General features: G+C 64.5%; 17 protein-coding genes. 8 read left to right on the top strand and 9 right to left on the bottom strand.

Annotated features, from left to right (window positions below):
• Nucleotides 1-24: 24 nt before the first annotated feature.
• Nucleotides 25-327 (bottom strand): hypothetical protein, encoded by a 303-nt coding sequence (locus NCS00_RS20225; protein ID WP_008354251.1) that lies wholly within the window; start codon nt 325-327, stop codon nt 25-27.
• A gap of 276 nt (nt 328-603) precedes the next feature.
• Here NCS00_RS20225 and NCS00_RS20220 point away from each other — a divergent pair, with 276 nt between their 5' ends.
• Entirely contained in the window at nt 604-2,592 is a 1,989-nt protein-coding gene (locus NCS00_RS20220) for an AI-2E family transporter (protein WP_008354253.1), read from the top strand.
• Here NCS00_RS20220 and NCS00_RS20215 read toward each other — a convergent pair.
• The 4 genes from NCS00_RS20215 to NCS00_RS20200 form a co-directional block, all read right to left on the bottom strand.
• Nucleotides 2,589-2,822, bottom strand: a complete 234-nt coding sequence (locus NCS00_RS20215) for a hypothetical protein (protein WP_008354254.1) — start codon at nt 2,820-2,822, stop codon at nt 2,589-2,591. The genes NCS00_RS20220 and NCS00_RS20215 overlap by 4 nt on opposite strands.
• 44 nt (nt 2,823-2,866) lie before the next feature.
• Entirely contained in the window at nt 2,867-4,426 is a 1,560-nt protein-coding gene (locus NCS00_RS20210; RefSeq protein ID WP_250440827.1) for a methyl-accepting chemotaxis protein, read from the bottom strand.
• Between the two features lie 154 nt (nt 4,427-4,580).
• Nucleotides 4,581-5,375: a 3-hydroxybutyrate dehydrogenase gene (locus NCS00_RS20205; RefSeq protein ID WP_008354256.1), complete on the bottom strand. Its 795-nt coding sequence runs from the start codon at nt 5,373-5,375 to the stop codon at nt 4,581-4,583.
• A 745-nt stretch (nt 5,376-6,120) separates the two neighbouring features.
• Nucleotides 6,121-7,521 (bottom strand): GntP family permease, encoded by a 1,401-nt coding sequence (locus NCS00_RS20200; protein WP_008354257.1) that lies wholly within the window; start codon nt 7,519-7,521, stop codon nt 6,121-6,123.
• A gap of 307 nt (nt 7,522-7,828) precedes the next feature.
• On the opposite strand from NCS00_RS20200, the gene NCS00_RS33705 reads away from it, so the two are divergent.
• From NCS00_RS33705 to NCS00_RS20190, 3 genes are all read left to right on the top strand, one after another.
• Complete coding sequence (locus NCS00_RS33705) at nt 7,829-8,038, top strand: PAS domain-containing protein (RefSeq protein ID WP_502801592.1); 210 nt, start codon at nt 7,829-7,831, stop codon at nt 8,036-8,038.
• Entirely contained in the window at nt 8,035-9,282 is a 1,248-nt protein-coding gene (locus NCS00_RS20195) for a sigma-54 interaction domain-containing protein (protein WP_502801591.1), read from the top strand. The genes NCS00_RS33705 and NCS00_RS20195 overlap by 4 nt, the downstream gene beginning before the upstream one ends.
• A 93-nt stretch (nt 9,283-9,375) precedes the next feature.
• Nucleotides 9,376-9,642 carry a hypothetical protein gene (locus tag NCS00_RS20190; RefSeq protein WP_250440826.1) on the top strand — a complete coding sequence of 89 codons (267 nt, stop codon included), beginning with the start codon at nt 9,376-9,378 and terminating at the stop codon, nt 9,640-9,642.
• Nucleotides 9,643-9,646: 4 nt separating this feature from the next.
• Here the strand turns inward: NCS00_RS20190 and NCS00_RS20185 are convergent, their stop codons facing one another.
• Together NCS00_RS20185 and NCS00_RS20180 are read right to left on the bottom strand one after the other, a co-directional pair.
• Nucleotides 9,647-10,216: a lipocalin family protein gene (locus tag NCS00_RS20185; RefSeq protein ID WP_250440825.1), complete on the bottom strand. Its 570-nt coding sequence runs from the start codon at nt 10,214-10,216 to the stop codon at nt 9,647-9,649.
• Between the two features lie 649 nt (nt 10,217-10,865).
• A complete protein-coding gene (locus NCS00_RS20180) occupies nt 10,866-11,105 on the bottom strand; it encodes a DUF4148 domain-containing protein (protein WP_008354261.1) in 240 nt (79 codons plus the stop codon).
• Between the two features lie 499 nt (nt 11,106-11,604).
• Here NCS00_RS20180 and NCS00_RS20175 point away from each other — a divergent pair, with 499 nt between their 5' ends.
• Nucleotides 11,605-12,156 (top strand): NADPH-dependent FMN reductase, encoded by a 552-nt coding sequence (locus tag NCS00_RS20175; RefSeq protein WP_008354262.1) that lies wholly within the window; start codon nt 11,605-11,607, stop codon nt 12,154-12,156.
• Between the two features lie 65 nt (nt 12,157-12,221).
• Here NCS00_RS20175 and NCS00_RS20170 read toward each other — a convergent pair whose 3' ends face one another.
• On the bottom strand, nt 12,222-13,583 hold the full coding sequence (locus NCS00_RS20170; RefSeq protein ID WP_250440824.1) for a hypothetical protein: 1,362 nt from the start codon (nt 13,581-13,583) through the stop codon (nt 12,222-12,224).
• Nucleotides 13,584-13,761: 178 nt separating this feature from the next.
• Nucleotides 13,762-16,020, bottom strand: coding sequence for a hybrid sensor histidine kinase/response regulator family protein (locus tag NCS00_RS20165; RefSeq protein ID WP_175982388.1), 2,259 nt, complete (start codon nt 16,018-16,020; stop codon nt 13,762-13,764).
• Nucleotides 16,021-16,805: 785 nt separating this feature from the next.
• Between NCS00_RS20165 and NCS00_RS20160 the strand changes: the two genes are divergently transcribed.
• The 3 genes from NCS00_RS20160 to NCS00_RS20150 are packed head-to-tail and all read left to right on the top strand — an operon-like array spanning nt 16,806 to nt 18,735.
• Nucleotides 16,806-17,174, top strand: a complete 369-nt coding sequence (locus NCS00_RS20160) for a response regulator (RefSeq protein WP_008354266.1) — start codon at nt 16,806-16,808, stop codon at nt 17,172-17,174.
• Nucleotides 17,167-17,790: a chemotaxis protein CheC gene (locus NCS00_RS20155; RefSeq protein ID WP_008354267.1), complete on the top strand. Its 624-nt coding sequence runs from the start codon at nt 17,167-17,169 to the stop codon at nt 17,788-17,790. The genes NCS00_RS20160 and NCS00_RS20155 overlap by 8 nt, the downstream gene beginning before the upstream one ends.
• A gap of 3 nt (nt 17,791-17,793) precedes the next feature.
• Complete coding sequence (locus NCS00_RS20150) at nt 17,794-18,735, top strand: sensor domain-containing diguanylate cyclase (RefSeq protein WP_008354268.1); 942 nt, start codon at nt 17,794-17,796, stop codon at nt 18,733-18,735.
• Nucleotides 18,736-18,739 lie beyond the last annotated feature (4 nt).

Raw genomic sequence — 18,739 nt, 5'->3', positions numbered from 1 at the left:
TTTCGGTGCGCGGACCCACGTCATTTATTCGCCGCGCGGCACGTTCGCCTTGTTGCCGGCGAGCGGCGAACCGTATCCGCCGCTGTTGGCGTTGTTCGGCAGGCCGTTGACGAGCTGCGCGCGCGGATCGCTCGGATTGAGATTGAGCTCGCCGGCCTGCGCGTTGCCGTGCGTCGGGTATTGACTGCCGAGCGGCGCGTTCGGCATGAGCTTGGTGCTGTTTTGCGGCGCGTACATGTCGGTTTCGGCGCTCGGATGAAGCTGCGCGAACGCCGATGTGACGGCGAATGCCGATATGACTACGACTGAAGCGCGGATCGCGTTCATGGCGGACTCCAATGCAGAGCGTGATTCAGTGTAGTCCGCGCGCCGGTGCATTGGCCGATCACCCTTCTTACAACCAGACCAGCGTTTGTTCCGGCGCGCTCGCTCCCGTATTGCCTCACCATTGAACCGATCGCAGCCGAATTTGAATCCCGGAGGCGCTCACCTTATTCGCGGCGAACGGCTTATCGACGGCACGCGTCTTGCATAATGCAACGTTGCTCCGGCCTGCGCACTGGCCGTTCCACGCCGACCACACACTAAAAGCGAGCCGTTTCCATGCCGCAAGCACCCGGGCCGCGCCGGCCACCCGCGAAGATCCTGCCGCCGGAAGCGCCCGGCGTGCGCGCGCTGGCGTCGCTCGTGACAGGCGTCATCGTCATTTGCGCGCTGTACTTCGGCCGCGCGGTGATGATCCCGATCATCCTCGCGATTCTGCTGAGCTTTCTGCTCGCGCCGTTCGTCGATTTCCTGCGGCGGCTGCGGTTCGGGCAAGTGCCTTCCGTGATCGTCGCCGTAGTGGTCGCGCTGTCGGTGCTGACGGCGGTCGGCGCGCTGATCGGCGCTCAGGTCGCGCAGCTCGCGGGCGATCTGCCGAAGTATCAGGTCGCCGTCGAGCGCAAAATCGATTCCGTGCAGAAGATGACTGTCGGCCGCGCCGATGAGTTTCTCGGCCGCGCATCGCGCGCGCTGAAGCGGATTTCGCCCGCGCGCGAGCAGGAGCCGAAGAACGAGGACAATCCGGCCGCTTCGCCGATCGACCAGCCGATGCCCGTCGAAGTGCACGAGCCCACGCCGACGCCGCTGGAACTCGCGCAGCGCTTTCTGTCGCCGATCATCAGTCCGCTGGAAACCACCGGCATCGTGCTCGTGGTCGCGGTGTTCATCCTGCTTCAGCGCGAAGATCTGCGCGACCGGCTGATACGGCTTTTCGGCTCGCGCGACCTGCATCGGGCGACCACCGCGATGGACGAAGCCGCGCGGCGCCTGTCGCGCTACTTCCTCGCGCAGCTCGGCATCAACGTGGGCGTGGGCATCGTCATTTCGATCGGGCTCGCGATCATCGGCGTGCCGGGCGCGCTGCTCTTCGGCGTGATGACCGCGCTTCTGCGCTTCGTGCCGTATGTCGGAACGTGGATCGCGGCGATCGTCGCGGTCGTGTTCGCGGCGGCCGTCGGTCCCGGCTGGGCGATGCTCGTGTGGACCATCGTGCTCTTCGGCGTGACGGACATCGTCGCGGGTCAAGTCGTCGAGCCGCTGCTGTACGGGCATAGCACGGGCCTGTCGCCGTTCGCGGTGATCGTCGCGGCGATTTTCTGGAGCTGGATCTGGGGGCCGATCGGCCTCGTGCTCTCGACGCCGCTCACGCTCTGCCTCGTGATTCTCGGCCGCCATGTCGATCGCCTCGAATTTCTCGACGTGCTGTTCGGCGACCGGCCCGCGCTCACGCCCGCCGAGAACTTCTATCAGCGCCTGCTCGCGAACGATCCCGACGAGGCGCTCGTGCAGGCCGAGACGTTGCTCAAGGAACGCTCTCTGATCGCGTATTACGACGATGTCGCGCTCGAAGGCTTGCGCTACGCGCATAACGACGTGCTGCGCGGCGTCGTCACGGCGGATCAGTTGCGGCGCATCAACGAGTCGGCGCTCGACATCATCGAAGGGCTGGAGGATGCGGAGGACACGGCCGTCACCGTCGCGCCGAAAGAGGACTTGCCCGCGAGTTTCGAATCGCCCGACGACGGGCCGCGCATCGCGCCCGAGACGCCGCCCGCGCGCTTCGATGCGCAGAAGGAAGGCCACACGGCGTCGGTGCTCTGCATCGCGGGGAGAAGCGAGCTCGACGATCTCGCGGCGACCATCGCCGTGCAGCTGTTTCGCAAGCACGGCCTGTACGCGGACCTCGCGGGCTACGAGCGCTTTTCGCGCGGACGCTTCGGCGAGGTCGATCTCGCCGGCGTGACGATCATCTGCGTCGTGTCGTTCGATGCCGCCGAGTCGCCGCCGTATCTGCGCAACCTGCTGCGGCGTCTGCATCAGCGCGCGCCGTCGGCGGAACTGATCGTCGGCTTGATCTTCCCCGAAAGTTCGCTGCAAGGCGAAGTGCTCGTGCGTACGAGTTCGGCGGCGGTGTCGTTCAGGGAGCTGGTCGAAGCGTGCGTGGCCGCCGCGCGCCGCCAGTCCGCCGACGGCGTGCCGTGGGCGGGCCTCAACGACGCCGGCGATGAAACCGCGCTGAACGGCCCGCGCGAGAACGTGGCGATTTAGCGGTTGCCGTCGAACAGATCGTTGAGCATGGTGTCGAAGGCGGCTTGCGCGTCTTCGAGTTCCTGAAGCGCGGCGTCGAAGGTCTGCAGCGCCATCTGCGAAGGCCGGCCGTCGCCTTCGGGCGGAAACTGCTTTTGCAGCGCCAGGAAAGCGGACTGAACCTGGCGCGTCGCGTTGACGATACGTTCCATCGCTCGCGCTTCTTCCGTGCGATTGTTCTCAGCGGTCATCGGAGACACTCCTCGTGGGCAATGTCCGATAGTACCAAGCGATCCTAAGCCTTCGCCACGGTAAAGAGGCGCACGGCTTCGTCGAGCACGACCGCGCGTTCCGCGAGGCGCTGCGCGGTGGCCGCCGCCTGCTCGACGAGCGCGGCGTTCTGCTGGGTCGAATCGTCGAGATGCGCGACCGCCTGATTCACCTGCGCGATGCCCTCGGCCTGCTCGCCGCTCGCCTTCGCGACTTCCATGATGATCGCCGATACGCGGTTCACCGCTTCGTCGATGGCGCGCATCTGGCTCGTCGTGCGCGCGACGAGGCTCGTGCCTTCCGCGATCTGCGCGACGCTCGTCGCGACGACGCCTTCGATTTCCTTCGCCGATGCCGCGCAGCGCTGCGCCAGATTGCGCACTTCGGTCGCGACGACCGCGAACGAGCGGCCCGCTTCGCCCGCGCGCGCCGCCTCGACGGCCGCGTTTAGCGCGAGGATGTTGGTCTGGAACGCGATGCCGTCGATGACATCGGTGATGTCCGCGATGCGCCGCGACGCCGCCGTGATGCCTGCCATCGTCTGCTCGACCTGGCTCGCGATGCGCCCGCCGTCGTCCGCCGCGGCCTGCGCTTCCTTGACGACTTCCAGCGCGCGCACGGTGGCGTCGGCGTTGCCTTGCACGGTCGTCGTGAGCTGATCCATCGTCGCGGCCGTCTGTTCGAGCGATGCGGCCTGCATCTCCGTGCGGCGCGACAAGTCCGTGTTGCCGCTCGAAATCTCGTTGGCGGCCTCGAGCATGCCGCCGATCTGGCCGCGCACGTCGAAGACGATCGCCGCGAGATTCGCCTTCAACTGCCCGAGCGCGCGCTGCACGTCGCCGAGATCGTCGTGACGCGCATCGGGCATGTCGGCGGTCAGATCGCCCGCGGCCATGCGCGCCGCGAAACCGGACATCGTGCGGACGGGCGCATCGACCTGACGCGAAAGCGCGAGCCAGCCCACGAAGCTCGCAACGGAACTCACGCCGAGCGCGATCCAGAAGGGCAGCGGCGGCGCGCCGCGCCATCCTGCCAGCGCCGCGACCAGCATGCTGACGGGCACGGCGGCGAAAGCCGTGGCGAGACGCGAACTCACCGGCAGGTTCGCGAGCGCCGCGAGCTTGCCCGCAATGCCGTTCTTCACGAGCGCGCCGCGCACGAGGCGTCGCGACGCGTTGCCGGCCTTGATCTGCGCGTAGAGCGCGGTGGCGTCGCGGACTTCATCGCGCGTCGGCTTCACGCGCACGGAGAGATAGCCGACGACCTTGCCGTGGTCCATCACCGGCGTGACGTTCGCGCGCACCCAGTAGTGATCGCCGTTCTTGCGGCGATTCTTGACGAGCGCGGTCCACGAGCGGCCGGCGCGCACGGTCGACCAGAGATCGGCGAACGCTTCGCGCGGCATGTCGGGATGCCGGATGAGGTTGTGCGGCTGGCCGACCAGCTCGTCGCGCGAGAAGCCCGACACCGACACGAAAGCCGGATTGCAGTACTGGATGTTGCCGGAAAGGTCGGTGGCGGAGACGAGCATCGCCGAGGCGGGGAATTCGAACTCTTGCTGGGTTACGGGCTGATTATTGCGCATGGTGTCCTTGATTCTTCTTCGCGTCGCGCGCCGCTTTTCGAAGGCGGCGCGCGTCTTATTACAAGGACATAACGGCGATTGGCCCCACAATCTTTAGGGGAATCCGACTGAAACGCTCAAGTGTGGCGATTTGTCGCCGATAGGGGCGCGTCAGTTACTGCGCGCTCCATCCGCCGTCGATTTGCAGCGCCGAGCCGCGCATTTCGCTGGCGGCATCGGAGCAGAGGAACACGGCCATATCGCCGATCTGCTGCGCCGTCACGAATTGCGCGGACGGCTGTTTGTCGCCGAGCAGCTTGGCGCGGGCCGCGTCCGGCGTGAGCGAGTCGCGGGCGGCGAGATCGTCGATCTGTTTCTGCACGAGCGGCGTGAGCACGAAGCCTGGGCAGATTGCGTTGACGGTCACGCCGGTGCGGGCGTTTTCGAGCGCGGCGACTTTGGTCAGGCCGAGAATGCCGTGTTTCGCGGCGACGTACGCCGATTTGCCCGCCGAGCCGACGAGCCCGTGCACCGACGCGATATTGATGACGCGGCCCCAGTTGCGCGCGCGCATTTGCGGCAGCGCGACGCGCATCGTGTGGAACGCCGAGCTGAGGTTAATCGCGATGATCGCGTCCCAGCGATCGACCGGGAATTCGTCGATGGTCGCGACGTGCTGGATGCCGGCGTTGTTGACGAGGACATCGACGGCGCCGAATTGCTCGTTTGCGAAGGCGATCATCGCTTCGATTTCTTCGGGCTTCGTCATGTCGGCGGGATGGTGGACCGCTTTCACGCCGGTGGCTTCGATCTGCTTCAGCGCGCCTTCGATATCGCCGAAACCGTTGAGCACGAGATTCGCGCCTGCCTGTGCGAGTGCCGTCGCGATGCCGAGGCCGATGCCGCTCGTCGAGCCGGTGACCAATGCCGTCTTGCCGGCGAGCGCTTTGTTCAATGCGGTTTGGGTCATATGCGGGTTTTTTCCTTCTTTCCGGGGTTTTGATCGGGTTCTGCGGAGTTTGGTGTGTTGGCTTGCTGTGCGTAAATTAGGGTTTTTTCTTTTTTTTCGCCGGATCCCGTGATCGTGTCGGTCTATTAGCACTGCCCCTGTGCGGGGCGGCACTCACTTTCTTTGCTGCTGCAAAGAAAGTAAGCAAAGAAAGCAGCTACTGATACGCCCGCGGTCACACGCAATTTGGGTAGTCCTCTCGTCCATCGTGGGCTGCCTAAAGAGTGCCCTCAAACACCTAATCGGGCTTGGCTCGCGCACGGTCTGTAACATCGCACCACATAACAAACTGGTTCAGCACGAAATAGCTCCAGCCCGCTTCGCGGCCGACCGGTCAAGCGGGGATGCATGCGCTTCTTCACTAACGCCTCCATCTCACTGCACTTGCCTCACGTTGGTTTCCCTTGCGGACCCGGCGGCAGCGCGTAGCGCTGTGCCGAAGCCATTTCGTGCTGAACCAGCGTTCTCAACGGTTTCGGGCGGCAGACCGTGCGCGAGCCAAGCCCGGTTAGTCCTTCGAGGGCACTCTTTAGGCGAGTGCCGCCTAGGACGAGAGTACTACCCAACGTGCGTGTGACCGCGGGCTTGAAAAGCTGCTTTCTTTGCCTACTTTCTTTGCATCAGCAAAGAAAGTAGGTGCCGCCCCGCACAGGGGCAACGCTAATAGACCACTAAGAAAACGGGATCCGGCGTAAACCGAAAAAAATCAAACAATTCCGGTCGCGTAATAAACCGCGATAACAAAGAACACAGCCAAAGTCTTGATGATGGTCACAGCGAAAATATCGCGATAAGACTCGCGATGCGTGAGCCCGGTCACGGCCAGAAGAGTAATAACAGCACCGTTATGCGGCAGCGTATCCATACCACCGGAGGCCATAGCCACAACGCGATGCAGCACTTCCAAAGGAATATGTGCAGCTTGAGCGCCAGCGATAAACGTATCCGACATGGCAGCAAGCGCGATACTCATCCCGCCGGAAGCAGACCCCGTAATCCCCGCGAGTGACGAAACGGAGATAGCCGCATTGACGAGCGGATTGGGAATGCTCTTGAGCGCATCGCTGACCACGAGAAACCCTGGCAAAGCCGCGATCACACCACCGAAGCCATATTCGGAAGCCGTGTTCATCGCCGCGAGGAGCGCCCCCGCAACGGCCGCCCGCGTCCCCACCGCGAACCGCTCCTTCACGCGCGAAAACGCGGTCAGCAGAACGAGCACGATGCCAAGCAGCAACGCACCTTCCACCGCCCAGATCGCGACGACGGTTTTGACAGCCGTCGTGACAGGCGCATGCACGCCCGGCAGCACTTCCGGCGGCACGGTATAGCTCGCGCCATACCACGTCGGAATCCACTTCGTCAGCGCGAAGTTGGCAACGCCGACGAGAATCAGCGGCGCGATCGCGAGCATCGGATTCGGCAGCGACGTCGATTCCACACGCTCCGGCTCATTCACGAGCGACGTGCCGTAGCCTTCGCCCTTGGCCATCGCCGAGCGCCGGCGCCATTCGAGAAACGCCAGGCCGACGACGATAATGAACAGCGAACCGATCACGCCGAGCCACGGCGCGGCCCAGCCAGTCGTCTTGAAGAACGTCGTCGGGATGATGTTCTGAATCTGCGGCGTGCCCGGCAGCGAATCCATCGTGAACGAGAACGCGCCCAGCGCAATCGCGCCCGGCATCAGACGCTTCGGAATATTGCTCTGCCGATACATCTCAGCCGCGAACGGATACACCGCGAACACGACGACGAACAGCGACACGCCGCCATAGGTGAGCAACGCGCACACCGCGACGATCACCGCATTCACGCGCGACTTGCCGATGTATCGAATGGCTGCGGCGACGATCGACTCCGAGAATCCCGACAGCTCGATGACCTTGCCGAACACCGCGCCGAGCAGAAACACAGGAAAGTAGAGCTTCACGAAGCCGACCATCTTCTCCATGAAGATGCCGGAGAAAACGGGCGCGACGGCAGCGGGATCGGTGAGGAGGACGGCCGCGAGCGCGGCGATCGGCGCAAAAAGAATGACGCTGTAGCCGCGATAGGCGGCGAGCATCAGGAACGCCAGGGCGGCGAGCACGATGATGAACGACATTGAGTCTCCGTGATGGTTGTTCTTTGAAACTGTCAGCGCGCCTCTTCCGGAAGCGCTGCCGGCGCATGGATAACGCACCGCGCGTGCAAAATGCACTTTCCGTGCCAGTGTGCTGAAACTCAGGCGCGACAGGCATCAGGGGAAGATGACATCGCAAGGTTTCAGGAAAATGTCTCCGAAAGGAGACATCCTCGTCTATCGAAACAGCTGCATACAGCATTGAGAACTAGTGCAGATGCGGATAGCGGGCGCGTCTCCGGATTGAGATAGTCGTCTCGATATGGAGAAAACGGAGACTTTGGGCGCCATGCGCAACGACTGGATCAACGTGCCGGCGGACTACAGCGACGTGATGCGCCGCGCGATGGAGTCGCTTTTCAAGACCTTCGAGAATCTGAGCGAAGGCACCTTCATCGTCGACGCGGACGCGCGCGTCGTGTGGATCAACAAGCGCTACGCGGCGCGCTTCGGCTTCGACGTCCGCTCGACGCGATCGGACTCGACTGCGAAGCGGTGATTCCGAACAGCCTGATGCGCGAGGTCGTCGCGACCGGCAAGCCGATTCTGCTCGACGTGCTGGAAACGGATCGCGAGCCGCTCGTCGTCACGCGTCTGCCGCTAAAGGACGACTCGGGCGCGACGGTCGGCGCGATCGGCTTCGCGCTCTTCGACGAGATGAAGGCGCTCACGCCGCTGTTCGCGCATTACTCGCGCGTGCAGCAGGAACTGATCGCGACGCGCCAGTCGCTCGCGCAGGCGCGGCGCGCGAAGTATACGTTTTCGAGCTTCGTCGGCACGAGCCCGGTCAGTCTCGAAGTGAAACGTCAGGCGCGGCGTGCGGCGCTCGTCGATTCGCCCGTGCTTCTGCTCGGCGAAACCGGCACCGGCAAGGAACTGCTCGCGCATTCGATCCACGGCGCGTCGACGCGCGCGGGTAAGCCGCTCGTGACCGTCAACGTCGCGGCGATCCCCGACACGCTGCTCGAAGTCGAGTTCTTCGGCGCGGCGGCGGGCGCGTACACGGGCGCGGAGCGGAAAGGGCGCGTCGGCAAGTTCGAACTCGCCGATGGCGGCACGCTTTTCCTCGACGAAATCGGCGATATGCCGCTGCCGCTTCAGGGCAAGCTGCTGCGCGTGCTGCAGGACAAGGAGTTCGAGCCGCTCGGCTCGAATCGCATCGTGCGCGCGGATGTCCGCATCATCGCGGCGACCTCCGCCGATCTGCCCGCGCTCGTCGCGGCGGGACGCTTTCGCGCGGACCTGTTCTATCGGCTGAACGTGCTGACGATCCACGCGCCGCCGTTGCGCGACCGGCTCGCCGATATCGAAGCGCTCGCTTACGCGATCCTCGAAGACCTGTCCGCCGATACGCGGCCGGGGCACGTCGGCCATTTCGTGCTGCATAAAGATGGCCTCCAACTGCTCGAGGCGTATTCCTGGCCCGGCAATGTCCGCGAACTGCGCAACACGCTCGAACGCGCGTTGATGCTGTCCGAAACCGAGCACATCGACGCCCGCGCGCTCTCCGCGTTCATCGATGCGGGGCGAGTGGCGATCGCGGCGCAGGCCGAACCCGTCGCCCAGGAAGGCGACGAGCCGCCGAACGTGTCGTACGCCGACGCGATGGCCGATTTCGAGCGGCGCTTTCTCTCGGATGCGTTGCGCGCGAGCGGCGGTCGGGTCGCGGATGCGGCGGAGAAAATCGGCATCGGACGGGCGACGTTGTACAAGAAGATCGCGGCGCTCGGCATCGCCGTCTGACGCACTTTTGCGAACAGGCGAATTGTCGCGAAAGCTTCGCGTGGCATACTCCCGAAATCGAAAAATAACGACCAAGAATCAAAGGGGTAGCGGATGAAAAGCGCGACGGAACTCGGCAGAAAACTCGGCCTTTTGATCATGCTGGCGGGCAGCGCGTGGGCGCTCGCCGGATGCAGCAGCGCGCCGCCGCTTTTCTCCGCCGACGGGCGTCCGACGCAACAGATTCAATGCCCCGCCTACGGCGGATGGCGCAATTGCACGGACAACGCGAAGGCGCTCTGTCCGAACGGCTACGACGTGCTTGGCCAGTCGACCGAGAACAATCAGAACTCGCTGCTCGTCGCTTGCAAGGCAAGCTGAAAAGTCAGCCTTGCTGCGTTTCGCGCAGCATCGTGACGTCGTAACCGAGCGCGCGCGTGCGCTCGATCAGCGTGCGACGCAACTCCGCCGAAGGCTTCGCCTCGCGCGTCAAAATCCACAGATAACGCCCGGTCGGTTCGCCGACGATGGACCACGTGTAATCGTCGGCGTGATCGAGAATCCAGTAGTCGCCGACATAGAACGGACCGAAGAACGACACCTTCAGCTTCGTCCCATTCGATCCGGGGACGATCTTCGCGCGTCCTTCCGCCGACCGGTACGGACCGCTCAGCCCGCCTTGCCTGCACGCGTTGACGACGGATACGAGCCCGTCCTCGCGACGCGCGTAGTTCGCCGTGACGGCTTCGCAATTGCGCTCGAAGCGATTTTCGTAACGCGCGAACTCGTGCCAGTGACCGAGATAGCGATCGATGTCGACGGCCTTCGACGGTTCGGGCACGTTGTCGTTGCCGCTTGGGCGCGCCCCGTTCGACGCGCATGCAGCCAGCGTCGCGACGCCGCCGATCAGAGCCAGCGCCGCAGCGCCGTATGTCCAAGGTCTTTTGATGGTCATGTTGCCGGGGTGGGTGAGAAGTACGAGGGCTGACAGAGCAGCAAGTGCCGTTCCGTCCGCCGAGTGGCTCCCGAATTTCCTCACCTCAAGGCGTATCCATGACGCGGGTAAATAACCGCGGGAAGCGCAAGTAGCTGTGCCGACTGGGTTTTATTCCTGGGCTGCGGCCTGGCGACAAGGCCTTTTCCTGACTCCCGAATCTGCTCACCTTTAGCGGAGCGCGTCGCATAGCCGAAGCCGGCGCGTTTCGAAACGATGACCGGGCGGCTCGAAGTACATGCCGCGCCGCATCGTGGTCAAGCAAGTCGAATGCGTTAAAGAACAATGGCTTGGGTGGTCCACTTAAGAATGTGACTGAGCTGCCGAAATTGCTTCGCGATCCCGATGATCCGGCTATAAGTGAGGCGCGGCTGTATCGGCTGGCTCACCGTGGGGAGGCTCCCGAAACGTCTCACCTTTTTCCCTCGGAGCTCGCCATCATGCTGCCGGTCTTCGGTCTCATCATCGCGGGCTACGCGTACTGAACGTGGCTTTGCTCTGACCGCGAAAAAAAAGCCCGGCGCGGGGGCACCGGGCGAACCACCTTCATTCCGACGGTGGAGGAGGGCCAGTTCAGACTGCTTCCTCTGATTATCGAAATCGCTGCTGTTCAGTGCGCGCTGGAACCGTCGCGCACGCCGGCCTGAAGCTGTGCGTGGCGTTCCTGATAAGGACGCAATTGCGGATAGCTCAGCGCGTTGACCGCATCCAGATCGCCCGCGCGACGCGCGCTCTGTAGCTCCGCTTTCACTTCGGCGCGGGTCTTGCCCACAGGCGTCGATTGCGCAAAAGCGGGCGCGGTGGCGAGAAGCGCCGACAAAACGAGACCGCCGATCAATGAGCTTTTCATTTGAATCTCCTGGATGCGTGTGCGTCGGGCCGACGCTTGAGAGGCAGTCTAGGAGGATTCCTATTGGACAAAAATACTGATTGAGCCAACACATTGTTGTTCAGAGTGGATGAATGCGGGCCCGCGATGGCAAGTAATCGCTCACTTAATGCGGAGATTTTTACGCGATCAGCAAGGATGCGTTCCGATTCGTACGACCTTTTTGCGCGACTTGGGGCGCTTTGTTTCGTGGTTGAATCAGAAAATTACCGGAATGAAAGTTACTCTCGACTTATCCACAGAAACTGTGGATAACCATGGGGATAGCTCACTGTGAACCGCGTAGTGGCGCGGCGCGAGGTACATTGCTCGATTCATCGCAAAAATAGTCCCGATTGACTGCGCGCATTGAAGACGGCCGACCCGCGATGCGCCTATCATGTGCACGCGCGTCGTCGCGAGGACGGCGTTGTCCGGAACGCTTCATCCGCCTTTTCATACCTTTGACGGGGAAGATCTCATGGCCTTAAAGATCGCGGTGGTCGTCGGCAGTCTGCGACAGGGTTCGTTCAACAAGCAGCTCGCGCATGCGCTCGTGTCGCTCGCGCCGGGCGATTTCTCGTTCGAGTTTCTCGACATCGGTAGCCTGCCGTTGTACAGCCAGGACTACGACAGCGACTTTCCCGAAGCCGCGCGCACGTTCAAGCAGAAGATCGCCGAAGCAAACGGCCTCTTGATCGTCACGCCGGAATACAACCGCTCGATTCCCGGTGTGCTGAAGAACGCGCTCGACTGGGGCTCGCGTCCGTGGGGACAAAGCGCGTGGGGCGGCAAGCCGGGCGCGATCATCGGGACGTCGGTCGGGGCGATCGGCACGGCGATCGCGCAGTCGCATCTGCGCGGCGTGTGCGCGTACCTCGACATCGTGCTGATGAATCAGCCGGAGATGTACATCAAGCACGACGAAAAGCGCATCGACGAAAACGGCAATATCGTGAGCGAAGACACGCGCAAATATCTGCAGACGTTCATGGACAAGTACGTCGCATGGGTGCGGGATCGGGCGGCCTGAGCGCTCACCGTTCACACGAAAAGACGGCCCGCGCAAGCGGGCCGTTGTCGTGAGCGGCTCGGAACTCAGACGTGATGATGTCCCGTCACACGATCCCAGCCGTGACGAATCGCCGCCTTGAAGCGTTCCCACGTATCGCCTTCGGGGTGCTTGCTCTCCCAGTCGCGGCGCGTTTCGTATTCCATCTGATCGTCCCAGGTGCGGCTGCGGAATCGATCGTCGTTGCCGAGCGTCGCGCCGTAGCGATACGCGCCCTGATAGTCCTCGTAAGGCTCGCCCGTCGCCGAATACTTCGATGCGTAATCGGCGCGGAAGTCGTCTTCGTACTCCATGAATTCATTGGGCACGTTTTGCGGATTTCCGATGGGTCCGACCGGCCCGCCCGCCTGCGTTCCCGCCGAAGCGACAACCGGATCGGGCGACGATCCCGCCGCGCGCGCCGCGCCCGCCTGAGACGGCGTCGCGGGTTCGTCGAGCGGGCTCAACGGTTCGACGGAGCGCCATTCGGACGCCGTGTCGGTACGCACGCCGGGCAACGGAGCGCGCTCGGGCGGCACCGCGCCGGTCGTGCGCAGCGGATCGCGGCCCGCGATGGCGTCGCGCTCCGATAGCGAATCGCCCGCGAGTTCGGTGCGCGCCGCGAGCGGATCGGCGGGCGTCCCGGCGAGCGGATCGGCGAGCGGATCGGCGCCGGTCGTCGCGTACGAATCCCGGCCCGTGACCGGGTCGCGACCGGCGAGCGGATCGCGGGCGGTGCGTTCGGCGTCGCTCGTCATCGACTGGGATTGGGACTGCGATTGCGACATGCCGCCGCGCGGCATCAGCGGATCGTCGGCGGGATCGCTGACGTAATCGCGCGGCGTCAGCGCGGCCGGATCGCCGACATCGGCGTGCGGATAAGCCCGCGCACGCGACGGCGTCTGGTCGGGATCGTTCACCGGCTCGCGTCCCGGCACCGCGCTGCCGCGTCCGAGGCCCAGTTCGTCGAGCACCGAATGATCGCGGTCATCGGCGGCCGCCGCGGACGTGCCGTGTTCGAGCGTCGTCCAGCTTGCCGCGCGTTCATCGATATCGATCGCGCCCTGATCGGACAGCGTCGCGCGCGCGATGTCGGCCTGCTCGACGCTCGGCGTTTCGACGGCGACGAGGATCGCACCGCGCCGCACGGCCTCGGAATAGTGCGCGACTTCCGGCGGCTGATCGCGTCCGCCGAAGAGCATGCTGAAGAAGCGCTCGATGTTGGCGAGCACGCCCGGCTCCTGATGCGTGACGGCATCGGGCATGTCGGACGGCGCGGCTGCATCGTCGCGCTTGGGATTGGCCTGTAGTTCGATATCCGCGCGCAGGAAGCCGGCGGCGATCAGGGCCGAGCGCGCGTCCTCGGCCTGTGCATAGGTGTCGAAAACTCCGATGACGGTGTGTCGCATGTACGCCTCCTGCGGATGGGCGAATTCCGAAAATCGGCGACGTCGGTCGCCGCGCATGTCGGCATTCACGCAACTCGCGTGCCGGATGCGCGTGAACCGGCGCGAGCGGCACGGCGCGGGAAAAGGAGCCGGCGCTTTTACAAACGCGCGTGCAAAAGTCGATTGCAGCGCGGGCGGTTCAGCGATCGACCGAACGCGCCGCGCGCAGATCGGAAGGCGTCGCGCCGTCGCGGATCGCGCGCAGGAGCGCGTCGAGCAGCGCGATGTCGAACGGCTTCGACAGCACGCGCGCGCCGACCTGCCGCGCGCGGTCGAGCTCTTCCGCGTAACCCGTGACGAGGATCACCGGAATGCGCGGGTGAAAGCGCTGCATCATTTCGGCGAGATCGATGCCGTTCATCTGCCCCGGCATGTGAATGTCGGAGAGCACGACATCGAACGGAAAACCGGCCGATGCGTCGGCGCGCGCGGCTTCGAGCATCGTCGCGGCGGCATCGGCGTTGAAGAGGTAGGTGACGTGGTGGCCCATCATCGTGAGCAGCGCTTCGGTGCCGGCGGCGACTTCCTCGTTGTCCTCGACGAGCAGCACGCGCAAGCCGTCCGCTTCCTGCGACGCCGCTTGTTCGTGCTTCGCGGCCGCGCCGGGCGCCGCCGCCGTCGCGCGCGGCAGGTACAGACGCACGGCGGTGCCCGCGCCGATCGCGCTGTCGATGGTCGCGAGCCCGCCCGCGCGCTCGCAGAACGCGAACACCTGCGGCAGGCCGAGGCCCGTGCCCATGCCTTTCGGCTTGGTCGTGAAAAGCGGTTCGAACGCGCGCCCGAGCACTTCGGCGCTCATGCCGAAGCCGTTGTCTTCGAGCGTGATCTGCACGAATTCGCCGGTGATCGGAAAGCCGTCCTCGTGGCGAAAGCGCACGTTGCCGGCGCGCACGGTGAAGGTGCCGCCGTTGGGCATCGCGTCGCGCGCGTTCACCGCGACGTTGATGAGCGCGAGCTCCAGTTCCGCCGGATCGACGCGGATCGCCCACACCTCCGGCGCGACTTCGACGCTGAGCGCCACCTTCGCGCCGAGCGATGCGCGCAGCAACTCGCGCCCCGCCGGCACCCATTTGCCGATCGCGATGATCTCGCTGCGCAACGGCTGCTTGCGCGCGACGCCGAGCAGTTGCCGCGTGAGCGACTGGCCGCTTTTCAGCGCGCGTTCCATCGCCGTGAGTTCGCGATCGAGGCCGGGCGCGCCGCGCCGCCGCGCGATCTGCACGTTGGTCGAGACGATCATCAGCAGATTGTTGAAGTCGTGCGCTACGCTGCCGACGAGATTGCCGAGCGCCTCCATCTTGCGCGCCTGCCGATACGCCGATTCGATCGAGCGGCGCATCGACGCTTCGGCCTGCCAGCGCTCCCACGCTTCCTCTTCGGTCGCGAGGCGCCGCAACGACTGCGCGATTACGCCCCACAGCACGACGCACGGCGCGAAGATCGAGAGCGCGAGCACGCTCAGATGCTTCCACCATGCCGACCAGATCGTCGCGATCGGATAGCCGCTCGATACATAGGCCGGATACCCGCCGACGCGCCGGAACGCGACGATCTTCAGCTGATCGTCCAGCCCCGAAACCATCCTGACGACGCCGCTTCGGCCGCCCGCGCGGTACGCCTCGCGCAGCGGCGAGCTGGCCGCGAGCGCCATGCGATCGGCCGGGCGCGGCGGATACCACGCGAGCACTTCGCCGTCCGCGCGCGTCAGACCGAGCGACACGCTCGGGTTATCGCCGATCAGCTCGCGATAGAACGCGCTGAAATACGATGGGCGCAGCGCGATCGTCACCATGCCGTCGAACGCGCCCGCCGGCGTGCGCCGCGCGATGGCCGTGTTGAACACCTGCTCGCCGGCGACGCGGCCGACCATCACGCGCGAAATCCGCTGGCTCTGGCCGGCGCGCAGGCCGCCGAAATCGTCGCGCTCGGCAACGGAGATGTCGGGCGTCGGCCAGATGCGGCTCGTCGCGAGCAGCTTGCCGTCGGCGCCGAACACGGATGCCGCCGCAACTTGCTGATAGGAGCCGCTGATCGCCTTGAGGCGCTGATGGATCGTGGCGCTTTCTCGCCGGATCGCGGCGGCGTCGAGGCCGTCGAGCAGATCGACGATGCGCTCGTTGAGCGTCACGTTCAGATCGAAGACTTTCAGCGCGTGTTCTTCCGCGACGCGGGCGTTGCGCGCGACCAGATCGGAGGCGTCGGCGACGCGCGCGTGGTAATCGGTGTATGCGGTGATGGCGACGTACACGCACGGCAGCACGACCGCCGCGACCAGCAACGCGTAGAGCGTGAGGCGCTGCGCGGCGAAGTTGCGCTCGGGCACCACCGGAAAAGGCGGTTCCTCCTGCCACGACTGCGCGGCGGGAACGGCGTCGGACTCCTCACGTTGCAGCGTCATTTTTGGCAGCGAATTGGAAAACTTACTCATGGCCCGTACCTTTCGTAAGCGGTAGCGGGCGTGGACGGTGCAACCGCAACTAGGACGCACGAAGCATGCCGGATCGGCGCGATTCAGCCTTCCCGGCCGTCGAACGAAGCTTGCACGCGGCGCGCAGTTAGCGAGATTTTTGGAAGCGCAAACGTACACAAAAGCATGGACTGACAGCGCATCGGAACACATCGAGCAGAATTCACCCGTATCGAACCTTATTTCATCATATTAATTCTCGCTTGGCGCCTCATCGAGTTGCTTTGACATTCTGATAATCAGACAATGCAATCCTCCGATCCGAAACGCCGCTGAGAGCGTCGGCCGGGGAATACAAGCAGCCTCCCGGCGCGCGTCGGGGCGAAGTACCGCTTGCCCGGCAGATGCGGGCAGGCAGCGCGACCGAGCGAGGAGAAAAAGGCCAAGTTCCGGAATCTCCGGATCACGCACGGGGCAGGCAACATGACGCCGATCGAGAGCCAGCATCCATCGCGCACTGGGCGCGCGCTGATTACACAGCGCCCGCCCGCCGCGTGGCGCGCCGACGTCGACAGGCGACGCGCCTGGCTCATCGCCGCCGATCTGCATCACCGACAGCGCCCGCATTCCCGCCGGGCCCAAGTGCTCACGCCGGTTCTTCCGTGAACATCGCTATAAAGATCGCTGCGCGGATGCCGTAATCCATACGAGAGCCCGCCGTGTCCGTCGACACGACCGTTCTCCGCCCGAAAACAGCCTAAAAGATCCTGCCGACCATGCCGTTGCCGATTGTCATTGCCGATGATTCACTGCTCGCGCGCAAGGTGCTGACGCGCGCGCTGCCCCCGGACTGGGACGTCGAGATCTCCTACGCGACCAACGGGCGCGAGGCGCTCGAGCACTATCGGGCCGGCCGCGCCTCGGTGATGTTCCTCGATCTGACGATGCCCGACATGACGGGCTATCAGGTTCTCGACGCCTTGCAGCACGAAGATCTGAATACGTTCGTGATTGTGGTATCCGCCGATGTGCAGCCGATGGCCCAGGAACGCGTACGCGCGCTCGGCGCGATCGCCTTCCTGCCGAAGCCGGTGACGCCCGAAGCGCTGCGCCCCGTATTGAAGGAGTACGGTCTCCATGCTTGAAACCGCCCTCAACGAAGATCAGCGCGACGCGCTGCAGGAAGTGGCCAACATGGCGATGGGCCAGGCCGCGACGCGTCTTTCGAAGCTGCTCGGCACGTTCATCGAGCTGTCGGTGCCGCGCGTGCGCGTCGTGAGCGTGGCGGAGGCATCCGCGGCGCTTTCGGAGATGACCGGCATCACCGATACCGTCACCGCCGTGCGCCAGGGCTTCCGCTCGGACATCAAGGGCGAGGCGATCGTGCTCTGCAAGAGCGGCAGCGTCGATCAGCTGTGCGCGCTCGTCGACGATCCCTACACGAAGTCCACGTACACGACGACGACGCGCACCGAGCTCGTCTTCGATATCGCGACGGTGCTGATGGGCGCGTGCGTGTCGTGCATTCTCGACCGCCTTGGCCGTTCGCCGATTTTTTCGCCGCCCGGCATGCTCGGCTCGGACATCGGGCTCGACGAGGTCTTTCAGCCCGCGATGCTCGCGTGGAAGACGGCGCTCCTGCTCGAAGTGAATTTCGCGCTCGAAGACCACAGTTTTCGCGCGCATCTCGTGATGCTGATGGCCGAGGACGCGATCGCGCATCTGAGCGAAGCGCTCGATGCGCTGCTGTCGAGCCTCTGACGAATGGAAGACCTGCGCCATCTGCTGAGCGAGCTGGTGATCGAGCGTGTCGGATTCGGCATCTTCGTGCTCGATCGCGACCTCAACGTGCTGATGTGGAACCGCTTCATGCAGGACCACAGCGGCAAGACGGCCGAGCAAGTGATCGGCAAATCGATTTTCGCGAGCTTTCCGGAACTGCCGCGCGTGTGGTTCACGCGCAAGGTCGAAAGCGTGTTCCAGCTCGGGAGCTTCGCGTTCAGTTCGTGGGAGCAGCGCCCGTATCTCTTCAAGTTCGACCACGACCGGCCGATCACCGGCGGCGTCGATTACATGCAGCAGGACTGCACGTTCATGCCGCTCACGCTGGAGGGCGACGTGCGCGCCGTCTGCGTGACGATTTCCGACGTGACGCACGCGAGCATGATGCAGCGCGCCCGGGACGAAGCCGTCGCGAAACTGCAGGAATTCGCGGACCGCGACGGCTTGACCGGCATCGCGAACCGGCGCTATTTCGAGCTGCGATTGCGCGACGAATTCCAGCGCTGGCATCGCTACGGCGGCGAACTGTCGATGCTGCTCTTCGATCTCGACCATTTCAAACGCATCAACGACGATCGCGGCCACCTCGTCGGCGATACGGTCCTGCGCGTGATGGCCGAGCGCGTCGCCAAAGCCGTGCGCGTGCAGGACGTGTTCGGGCGTTTTGGCGGCGAGGAATTCGCGCTGCTCTTGCCGTGCACGAATTTCGACGACGCGATGATCGTAGCGGAGAAAGTGCGGAGGGAGATCGGCGAGACGCCCGTCGACGTGCAGAACGCGCGCGTGCCCGTGACGGCGAGCGTCGGCGTGGCGCGTGCGCGTACCGGCGTGACGTCGTCGTACGAAGCGCTCATCAACGAGGCGGATGCGGCGCTTTACACGGCCAAGCGCGAAGGGCGCAATCGCTCGGTGGGATTTGCCTGAAAAC

The organism is Caballeronia sp. AZ1_KS37 (assembly GCF_023631165.1).
In the GTDB taxonomy this organism is placed as follows: Bacteria; Pseudomonadota; Gammaproteobacteria; order Burkholderiales; family Burkholderiaceae; genus Caballeronia; species Caballeronia zhejiangensis.
This window is presented reverse-complemented; position numbering and strand designations above follow the sequence as displayed.

Excerpts from the sequence above, each read along its gene's own strand:
- NCS00_RS20225 (WP_008354251.1), bottom strand. The coding sequence starts at position 327 with ATGAACGCGATCCGCGCTTCAGTCGTAGTCATATCGGCATTCGCCGTC.
- NCS00_RS20220 (WP_008354253.1), top strand. The coding sequence starts at position 604 with ATGCCGCAAGCACCCGGGCCGCGCCGGCCACCCGCGAAGATCCTGCCG.
- NCS00_RS20215 (WP_008354254.1), bottom strand. The coding sequence starts at position 2,822 with ATGACCGCTGAGAACAATCGCACGGAAGAAGCGCGAGCGATGGAACGT.
- NCS00_RS20210 (WP_250440827.1), bottom strand. The coding sequence starts at position 4,426 with ATGCGCAATAATCAGCCCGTAACCCAGCAAGAGTTCGAATTCCCCGCC.
- NCS00_RS20205 (WP_008354256.1), bottom strand. The coding sequence starts at position 5,375 with ATGACCCAAACCGCATTGAACAAAGCGCTCGCCGGCAAGACGGCATTG.
- NCS00_RS20200 (WP_008354257.1), bottom strand. The coding sequence starts at position 7,521 with ATGTCGTTCATCATCGTGCTCGCCGCCCTGGCGTTCCTGATGCTCGCC.
- NCS00_RS33705 (WP_502801592.1), top strand. The coding sequence starts at position 7,829 with ATGCGCAACGACTGGATCAACGTGCCGGCGGACTACAGCGACGTGATG.
- NCS00_RS20190 (WP_250440826.1), top strand. The coding sequence starts at position 9,376 with ATGAAAAGCGCGACGGAACTCGGCAGAAAACTCGGCCTTTTGATCATG.
- NCS00_RS20185 (WP_250440825.1), bottom strand. The coding sequence starts at position 10,216 with ATGACCATCAAAAGACCTTGGACATACGGCGCTGCGGCGCTGGCTCTG.
- NCS00_RS20180 (WP_008354261.1), bottom strand. The coding sequence starts at position 11,105 with ATGAAAAGCTCATTGATCGGCGGTCTCGTTTTGTCGGCGCTTCTCGCC.
- NCS00_RS20175 (WP_008354262.1), top strand. The coding sequence starts at position 11,605 with ATGGCCTTAAAGATCGCGGTGGTCGTCGGCAGTCTGCGACAGGGTTCG.
- NCS00_RS20170 (WP_250440824.1), bottom strand. The coding sequence starts at position 13,583 with ATGCGACACACCGTCATCGGAGTTTTCGACACCTATGCACAGGCCGAG.
- NCS00_RS20165 (WP_175982388.1), bottom strand. The coding sequence starts at position 16,020 with ATGACGCTGCAACGTGAGGAGTCCGACGCCGTTCCCGCCGCGCAGTCG.
- NCS00_RS20160 (WP_008354266.1), top strand. The coding sequence starts at position 16,806 with ATGCCGTTGCCGATTGTCATTGCCGATGATTCACTGCTCGCGCGCAAG.
- NCS00_RS20155 (WP_008354267.1), top strand. The coding sequence starts at position 17,167 with ATGCTTGAAACCGCCCTCAACGAAGATCAGCGCGACGCGCTGCAGGAA.
- NCS00_RS20150 (WP_008354268.1), top strand. The coding sequence starts at position 17,794 with ATGGAAGACCTGCGCCATCTGCTGAGCGAGCTGGTGATCGAGCGTGTC.